Below are 8209 nucleotides of genomic sequence, written 5' to 3'. Positions count from 1 at the left end.
CTCCCCCTCTCCCCCTCCTCCTGCTGATGTAACTCCACATCAAGCAAATCGTTCCCAGCGGCAATAATATCAACCACCGTTCCCACAAGTTCACCTGATTCTTGCATAAACACGGGTAAACCAATTAAATCGATCACATGATATTCATCTTCTCCTAATTTGGGGCGATCGCTTTGAGGAACCAACAACTTACAACCGCGTAATTCTTCTGCAAAGTCGCAATCATCCACACCAGCTAACTTGAGGACATACAAATTTTTCCCCTGAATATAACGTCCTGTCAATAATTCTATCGGTTGCGGTTCAGGAAAGCCAGGACGCAATAACCAGCGTTTTCCAGGAACCTCAAAACGTTCTGGAAAGTCCGACTCTGGATAAACCCGCACCTCCCCAGACAAACCTTGAGGTGCGACAATCTTACCAATTTCTAGCCAACCATCGGGGATGGGAGGGGAAGAGGGGGAGAGGGGGGGAGCGGGGGATGGGGAAGAATTTATCTGTTGCTTCCCTTTTTTCTGCTGCTTCTGTTTTTTCCTCTGTTGCCCCTGCTTGCCTGCTCCTCTAGTTTCCATCTTACCCTCTTTTTCTCTGTGTCCTTGGCTACGATCGCGATTCATTTAAGCACTCACAGCTGCACGCTGATAAACTTGTTGTGCAACATGAGCTAAACGCTGCATTGCGATCGCAATTTCTTCGTCGCTACCGGTGAGACTGATTCGCAAACATTGGTGCTTGTGTAACCAATCTTCTCGCAAACCGGGGAAAAAGCTACTACCAGGAACAACAATTACACCCACTTGCTTGAGTTCCTGGTAAAGTTCCCAATCAGTAATTGGTAATTCATCTAACCACAACCAAGCAAAAATTGCCCCCTCACCACGATGGAGGAACCAAGGTAAATCCTTGGGCATGGCGGCAAATAAATTCTCTTCGAGAACAGTGAATTTATTTTGATAAAATGAGCGAATGACTTGTTCAGAGATTTCTGCAAGTTTACCAGAATTAATAGCGCGAGCGGCGATCGCTTGTCCATACCGAGAGGGATGAATACACATGTTTGTCTGGAAGCACTCCAGCACATTAATCCACTCTTCATCCCCAATCGCAATGCCAATGCGCTCTCCGGGTAATCCCGCTTTCGATAAACTCATACAGTGTAAGATATTATCTCCAAACACTGGTGTCATTTCGGTAAAATTCAAAGCTGGGAAGGGAGGTGCATAAGCTGAGTCAATCAAGACTGGTGCATTAAAAGGTGCAGCCAAAGCAGCGATTTTTTTGACTTCATCATCAGTGAGAACATTACCTGTGGGGTTACAGGGACGAGAGAAGATGACGCAGCCGGTATTTTCTGTAATCTCCAATTGGCTGAAATCTGGGCGATATTTGAATTTATGTGCCGAGAAGTCGATATCCAAAGTTGGTTTGTAGGCGATTAAAGCTTCAGCACATAAAGTGACGCCACCATAACCTGTATAATCAGGACTCAGAGGCAAGATAATTTCTTTTAAATCGCCACTGCTAGTGTAACCGCCGAAGACATTGGCAGCGTAGAAATAAAGGCTTTGACTGCCTGGAGTTAAAAGAATATTACGTTCAGTTAAATTTAAACCATAGCGTTTGTTAAAGTCGTTGGCGATCGCTTCCACTAGCGGTGCATAACCCTGACTCGAACCGTAGCGACAAACGACTTCACCATATTCGGAACTAGCCAGCAAGGAAGCCGTACAATCGCGCCATAACTGCTCAACCTCCGGTAAAATCAAGGGGTTCCCAGCACTTAAATTAATAAATTTCTGCCCCGCACCGGCTCGTAATGTTTCGTTAATGTCCTTCATAATCGCTCTGACACCAGTCAGGTGGGACATTTGCTCGCCAATTTTACTAAGGGCAGGTTTCATAAGCAGTGCAATAAGATAAAGTGAGGGGTTGACAAATTATATAGCGGTTGGATGCTGGCAGGTGGATATTACCTGGAAGTTTTACCGCCTGTAACCAATGTAGCAGGGGTTGAATTATTAGAAATTTATCTCCCCTCATCGTAACTCGAAGCCACAGCACATTTTAGTGGCGATCGCGTGTCGCAACAAATATAGTGCGAGTTCTTCGCTATCCGTGAACCTTTTTTATGGCATTAGACATAGACGTGAAAATTAAATATGCGTCAACCAAACCCTTGTATAGACGCCATCGTCCGAAGTCTCTACATTCTTTTCCACGACGCTTGTCTAATGGTGATGCTGTCATGATTCTCAAATGAACCATTTAGGTCATTTTCACAAATACAGCATTTACGATCGCACCTGCAAAATCTGGGTTTCTACGGTTCACCCAAACAAAACTGTTTAAAAGATACAAACAACGGGAACACTGTAATTAACAAAGCACCCATTGCAGACAAAGGCTATGGGAAATGTTTCCAAAGGAAGTTTCACAGTGGTATTGTATCAAATTCGCATTGTTTTATTAATCAGTTCTGCTTTACTGGGGTTGGTAATCTCAATAGCGATTCCAGTTAATGCTCAAAAAAATAGTAGTTCTCCCCCACAAATAAACAGTAATGTAGATTCATCAGAATTAACTCCCTCTTACCCAGCTTCACCACCACCACCAGGAAAAGATCCTTCACCCGACGACAGGGATTTGCAAGAACGTTTAAAAGAAACCGATTATCGTGTGAGTAACTTGTTGGGGGATGTTAGAGGTAATCTTTGGGTGGGTTCTTGGCGGGGATTGTCGCACATTGACCCGAACACCGGTAAAATTTTAGGTAGAGTTAGTTTACCGAATGTCGCCATCGGTGCTTTAGCTCAAGACAAAGTAGGACGCTTGTGGGTGGGAAATTACGAAGGTTTGCAGCGAGTAGACCCCCGTACAAATGAAATCACAGCGCAGAATTTATTCTTGCCTTCTAAACGAGTTTTATCGCTGTTAATTGACAAACGTGGTTATTTGTGGACGGGAACTGATAACGGTATAGCCTTAATTAGTCCAGACCAAGGTTTAATTATGACAACAGTCAAAAACCTTCCTGGTGTCAGCGCTAACGCTTTAACTTTAGATGCCGATGGTCAACTTTGGGTGGGGACGCTTGATGGAGTAGTGCGAGTAAATACTGCTAACGCTTACGTCATGAAGTGGATCAACAATTTACCAGGAACGACAGTCCAAGCTTTAGCAATTAGTCCAGAAGGATTAATTTGGGCAGGAATGCCGAATAATTTGCTGGTTATTAACCCGAAAACTGGTGCAGTGCTCCGCTCTGTCGCTCGGTTGCGCGGACGTAACGTCACAGCAGTAGGCTTTGCTAAAGATGGTAGTGTATGGGTGGGGACTAACAATGGTTTGTTAAGATTAAATCCACACACAGGAGCTGTATTAGACGAAGTTGCCGGTCTTCCTTCTAGTCGTGTGTTTGCCCTTGCACCTGACATTGGTAATAAACTATGGATCGGCACTAGTGAAGGTTTAGCTTGGTTAATGCCAAAAATGCCTTTGGCAAAAACTCATCTGGCTTTTAGTCGCACTGTTAAGTAGGAGGGGGGAGGGGGAGACAAGGGGACAAGAAGGACAAGGGGGACAAGGGGGACTCCTTGGAAAAATTTCTCCCTTGTCTTTTCTATCTCCCCATTCCCCCCAACCCCCCATCTCCCCACTCACCACTCCTCTTTGAAAAAATGCCAGTCACTACACAACAATTAATTCAATGGAAACAACAAAAGCGTTCAATTGTAGCTTTGACTGCTTGGGATTATGCGATCGCACAAATCCTTGATGCTGCTGGTGTAGATTTAATTTTGGTAGGTGACTCAATGGCGGTGGTATTGGGGTATGAAACGACACTGCCTATTACGTTGTCTGAAATGATTTACCACGCCAAAGCGGTGCGGCGTGGTATTAAACGCGGTTTTATGGTAGTAGATTTACCATTTCTAACGTATCAAGAAAGTATTCAGCAAGCGATGCACTCAGCCGGCAGAGTGTTGAAAGAAACGGGAGCGCAAGCGGTAAAATTGGAAGGTGGCTATCCGGCAATGATCGAAACGATCGCTCGTTTGGTGCAAGCGGGAATTCCGGTGATGGGTCATATCGGTTTGACACCGCAATCGGTACATCAACTAGGCTTGCGACAACAGGGAAAAACGCAAGAAGATAGTGAGAGAATTTTAAGTGAGGCGATCGCTCTTGAACAAGCGGGTGTGTTTGCCATCGTCTTAGAGCATATCACCGCAGATTTGGCAATGCAGATTACACAAAAGTTGAGCATTCCCACAATTGGTATTGGTGCGGGAGTGCATTGTGATGGTCAAGTTTTAGTTACTTCTGATATTCTCGGACTTTCAGAAAAGCAGCCTCCCTTTGCCAAAGTTTATACAAATCTGCGGGAGACGATTAACAAAGCTGTGCAGGAATATGCTGTTGAAGTGCGAGAAAAGAAGTTTCCGCAATAAGTCTCGAAATTATCCACGCTTTGCGGATGCGGATACTGCGTTGTTGAATAGACAACCTATTTGAAAATTAAATATGCGTTATCCACAACCCTTGATTAGACGTAGCAATGCCTTGATTAGACGTAGCAATGCTACGTCTAATCATTCATTTTCAAATAGGTTGTCTAATAGACATCTCCAGAAATGAACTATGCGTTGCCCAAACCCCAACAGACGTGAAATTTCACGTCACAATAATTGTTTTCTGGAGATGTCTAATATCAACACTGAAATTTATAATCACTGGTTCGGTTTCAATATCGGCGTATTACCTGGACTCAGTATGATTGTCGTATTTACTACATATAGTTGTCGAAAGCCCTTAACAGTGTCATAAAGAAATAGTGAAGGGCTAACCTTTTTTTGTATCCCTTACCGTATTGGTTGCTAGCACCCCAGCTTCAGTGGATTAATCTATCATTATCATGACTGAACTTAAACTACGCCTACAAGAGGGAGATAACGACACAACGGTGACGGTGAATCAAGATGTATTCACCATCGGACGTTTGCCCGAATGTGACTTCTACTTACCTTTTGGGGGAGTTTCTCGTTGCCATGCTCGCTTAGTGAAAATTGCCACCGATTTGTGGACTATTGAAGACTTGGGCAGCAAAAACGGCACGCAATTAAATGAACGTCTTGTTACCTCTCCTCAAAAGTTGCAGCATGGTGATATTTTATGGTTAGGCGATGTTAGTTTACTAGTGCTGTATACAGATTATGCTGAACCACCACTCAGCCCCAGACAACAGGAAGTTGCTCAACAAAGAACAATTCTTCGCAATGTCCAACAATTGCAAGAGAAATGGATACAACCCAATAATAAGGACGGGGAGACAACCAATAAAGACAAAACCATTGCCCGACTCAAAGACTTAGTAGACATAGCCAAGAATCTCTGTGCAGCCACATCTATTGAAGAAATTTTCTCACAGGTGCAGCAAGTTATTTTTCGTTACCTCGACAGTATCGATCGCTTGGCATTGTTAATTGATGTGAATGGAGATGGTAAACTGGAGTTAATGAACTCTGCCACTAGAAAAGCTTCCCAACAACGAAATTTAGCAGCGGATGGCAGTTGGATTAGCCGTAGTATCTGCCAAAAGGTATTTGCCCAAAAAGTCGCGATTCAAACTGCTGACGCTCAAAAAGATGAACGATTTGCTGGAGAACACAGCATTTTAGTCAAAGGTATTCGCAGCGCTATGGCTGTACCTTTATGGAATGAAAATAAAGTTGTCGGTGTTCTTTATGCCGATGCTACCCTTTCTTCTTATCATTGGGGAAATGAAGGGGAAGAAGAATTGAGCTTCTTTTCAGCTTTAGCAAATCTTGTCGCTTCCAGCGTTCAACGTTGGTTGTTGGTAGAAAAACTCAAAACTGAAGAAGTGATTCGTCAAAGATTAGAACGCTATCATTCTCCCGCAGTTGTGCAGCAGTTGATATCTGTGGGAGGATTGCCCAATGGTCGTTTAGCACCCGTAGAAACTGAAATCAGCATTTTATTTGCCGATTTAGTCGGCTTTACAGCAATTTCTGAACGAGTTACACCAACTGAAGTTGCTCAATTACTAAATAATTTATTTGAAGAAATGTTACAAGAAGTGTTTGGCTGGGGCGGCACTTTAGATAAATATATTGGCGATTGTATTATGGCATTTTTTGGCGCACCAGAACCGCAATTAGATCATGCAGATCGAGCCGTTGCTGCTGCCAAAGGTATGTTAACTCGTCTCGAACAGCTTAACGCCAATGGTTTTTGGCAAGAATCGCTACAATTACGCATCGCGATTAACAGCGGTAAAGCTGTCGTTGGTGATGTCGGCAGTTCCCAGAGAGTTGATTATACAGCTTTAGGTGCAACTATTAATCTGGCGGCGCGGATGGAAGCAGTTTGTCCTCCTAGTGAATGTGTCATTAGTGAAGTTACTTGTAAAATGCTTTCACAATCCTCTGACTTTCAAGAGATGGGACATTACCGTTTTAAAGGGATTAATCGGCTAGTCAAAATTTATCAGACGAAAATGCATGATTTGGGAAGTTGTTAGTGGTAGAGACGTAAAGCGTGGAACGTCTCTACTAGAAGTCAGGAGTGGTAGAGCAACCAACAACTATCAACCACCGACTCAGTATTAACACGCACAAAATGTGTATATTTTATTTTAGTTTAAGTTGCGAAACTTTAATATTAAGAAACCAAATCTTGTTTAACAGACTAGAATTTGGGTGGTAGCTGCCGCAATTACGATGTGTAAGACTCATAAAGCTACTGTAAATTATTTTCAACGGGAAGTCAGGTTATGGCGATCGCCACCATTAATCCCGCTACAGGGGAAACACTGAAAACTTTTGAGCCGCTAACTGATGCGGAAATTGCCGAAGCGTTGGATTTGGCAGGTTTGGCTAATGATTCGTATCGCAAAACTACTTTCAGCGTGCGATCGCACTATCTACAACAAGCTGCTGATATCTTAGATAAAGAAAAAGCTGACTTTGCTAAGATAATAACCCTAGAAATGGGCAAACCTTACAAAGCTGCCATTTCTGAAATCGAAAAATGCGCCGCTGTCTGTCGCTACTACGCTGAACATGCGGCTGATTTCCTTGCCGATGTGGCAGTAAAAACCGATGCCAGTCGTAGTTTTATCCGCTATCAACCATTAGGTATAATTCTCGCCGTCATGCCGTGGAATTTTCCCTTTTGGCAAGTATTCCGCTTTGCTGCACCAGCACTGATGGCAGGTAATGTCGGCTTGCTGAAACACGCTTCTAATGTGCCGCAGTGCGCCTTGGCAATTGAGGATATCATCCAAAGGGCAGGTTTTCCCAAAGGTGTATTTCAAACACTATTAATTGGTGCTGGGAAGGTAGCAGACCTAATGGCTGACGATCGAGTCAAAGCTGCCACCTTGACAGGAAGCGAACCAGCAGGTGCATCACTTGCAGCGGCTGCGGGGAAACAAATTAAAAAGGTCGTCTTGGAATTAGGTGGAAGCGATCCGTTTATCGTGTTAGAAAGCGCTGAATTAGAAACAGCAGTTGCAACAGCGGTTACAGCACGGATGTTGAATAACGGGCAATCATGTATTGCAGCGAAACGTTTGATTGTGGTGGAAGCGATCGCCGATAAATTTGAAAAACTACTCCTAGAAAAATTCCAAGCGCTAAAAGTTGGCGATCCCATGTTACCAGATACTGACTTAGGACCTTTGGCAACTCCCGGTATTCTCCAAGAATTAGATCAACAAGTGCAAGCTAGTTTGAAAACTGGGGCAAAAATCCTCATTGGTGGACAACCTTTAAGCGATCGCCCTGGTAACTACTATCCGCCCACGATTCTTACTAATATTCCCACAGATAGCCCTACTGCACAAGAGGAATTTTTTGGACCGGTGGCAATGTTATTTCGGGTTCCCGATATTGATGCGGCAATAAAGCTCGCTAATAATACACCCTTTGGCTTAGGTGCAAGCGCTTGGACGCAAAATGAGGGGGAAAGCGATCGCTTAATTTCCGAAATCGAAGCCGGTGCCGTATTTATCAACAGTATCGTCAAATCCGACCCCCGGATGCCTTTTGGGGGTATAAAGCGTTCGGGATATGGACGGGAATTGAGTATTCAAGGCATACACGAGTTTGTCAATGTTAAAACAGTGTGGGTTAAGTGATTAGGGAGAGGGGGAAGCGTGGTGTGGGGGAGTGGAGGAGTGGGGGAG

Annotated in this window: 6 protein-coding genes; 4 read left to right on the top strand and 2 right to left on the bottom strand. The window is 43.9% G+C overall.

Going from position 1 to position 8209, the window contains the following annotated elements; all coding sequences use genetic code 11:
- Nucleotides 1–617, bottom strand: a 617-nt coding sequence (gene rimM, locus OGM63_RS08120) for a ribosome maturation factor RimM (RefSeq protein ID WP_263745010.1), incomplete at its 3' end; no start/stop codon positions are given.
- Nucleotides 618–1901, bottom strand: a complete 1284-nt coding sequence (locus tag OGM63_RS08115) for a valine--pyruvate transaminase (protein ID WP_263745009.1) — start codon at nucleotides 1899–1901, stop codon at nucleotides 618–620. It abuts the gene before it with no gap.
- Nucleotides 1902–2406: 505 nt separating this feature from the next.
- Between OGM63_RS08115 and OGM63_RS08110 the strand changes: the two genes are divergently transcribed.
- The 4 genes from OGM63_RS08110 (at nucleotide 2407) to OGM63_RS08095 (ending at nucleotide 8161) form a co-directional block, all read left to right on the top strand.
- Complete coding sequence (locus OGM63_RS08110) at nucleotides 2407–3537, top strand: ligand-binding sensor domain-containing protein (RefSeq protein ID WP_263745008.1); 1131 nt, start codon at nucleotides 2407–2409, stop codon at nucleotides 3535–3537.
- A 140-nt stretch (nucleotides 3538–3677) separates the two neighbouring features.
- Nucleotides 3678–4451 carry a 3-methyl-2-oxobutanoate hydroxymethyltransferase gene (gene panB, locus OGM63_RS08105; RefSeq protein ID WP_263745007.1) on the top strand — a complete coding sequence of 258 codons (774 nt, stop codon included), beginning with the start codon at nucleotides 3678–3680 and terminating at the stop codon, nucleotides 4449–4451.
- 464 nt (nucleotides 4452–4915) lie between these two features.
- On the top strand, nucleotides 4916–6541 hold the full coding sequence (locus OGM63_RS08100) for an adenylate/guanylate cyclase domain-containing protein (protein ID WP_263745006.1): 1626 nt from the start codon (nucleotides 4916–4918) through the stop codon (nucleotides 6539–6541).
- Nucleotides 6542–6793: 252 nt separating this feature from the next.
- Nucleotides 6794–8161 carry an NAD-dependent succinate-semialdehyde dehydrogenase gene (locus OGM63_RS08095; RefSeq protein ID WP_263745005.1) on the top strand — a complete coding sequence of 456 codons (1368 nt, stop codon included), beginning with the start codon at nucleotides 6794–6796 and terminating at the stop codon, nucleotides 8159–8161.
- The last annotated feature ends 48 nt before the right edge of the window (nucleotides 8162–8209 follow it).

Origin of the sequence: Plectonema radiosum NIES-515 (genome assembly GCF_025753815.1) — a bacterium.
Classification (GTDB): Bacteria; Cyanobacteriota; Cyanobacteriia; order Cyanobacteriales; family Nostocaceae; genus Hassallia; species Hassallia radiosum_A.
The sequence above is the reverse complement of the archived record's forward strand: the minus strand, read 5'-3'. Positions and strand labels throughout refer to the sequence as shown.

What these genes read in the sequence shown, in the direction of transcription:
- panB (WP_263745007.1), top strand. Translation starts at nt 3,678, where the DNA reads ATGCCAGTCACTACACAACAATTAATTCAATGGAAACAACAAAAGCGT.
- OGM63_RS08110 (WP_263745008.1), top strand. Translation starts at nt 2,407, where the DNA reads ATGGGAAATGTTTCCAAAGGAAGTTTCACAGTGGTATTGTATCAAATT.
- OGM63_RS08115 (WP_263745009.1), bottom strand. Translation starts at nt 1,901, where the DNA reads ATGAAACCTGCCCTTAGTAAAATTGGCGAGCAAATGTCCCACCTGACT.
- OGM63_RS08095 (WP_263745005.1), top strand. Translation starts at nt 6,794, where the DNA reads ATGGCGATCGCCACCATTAATCCCGCTACAGGGGAAACACTGAAAACT.
- OGM63_RS08100 (WP_263745006.1), top strand. Translation starts at nt 4,916, where the DNA reads ATGACTGAACTTAAACTACGCCTACAAGAGGGAGATAACGACACAACG.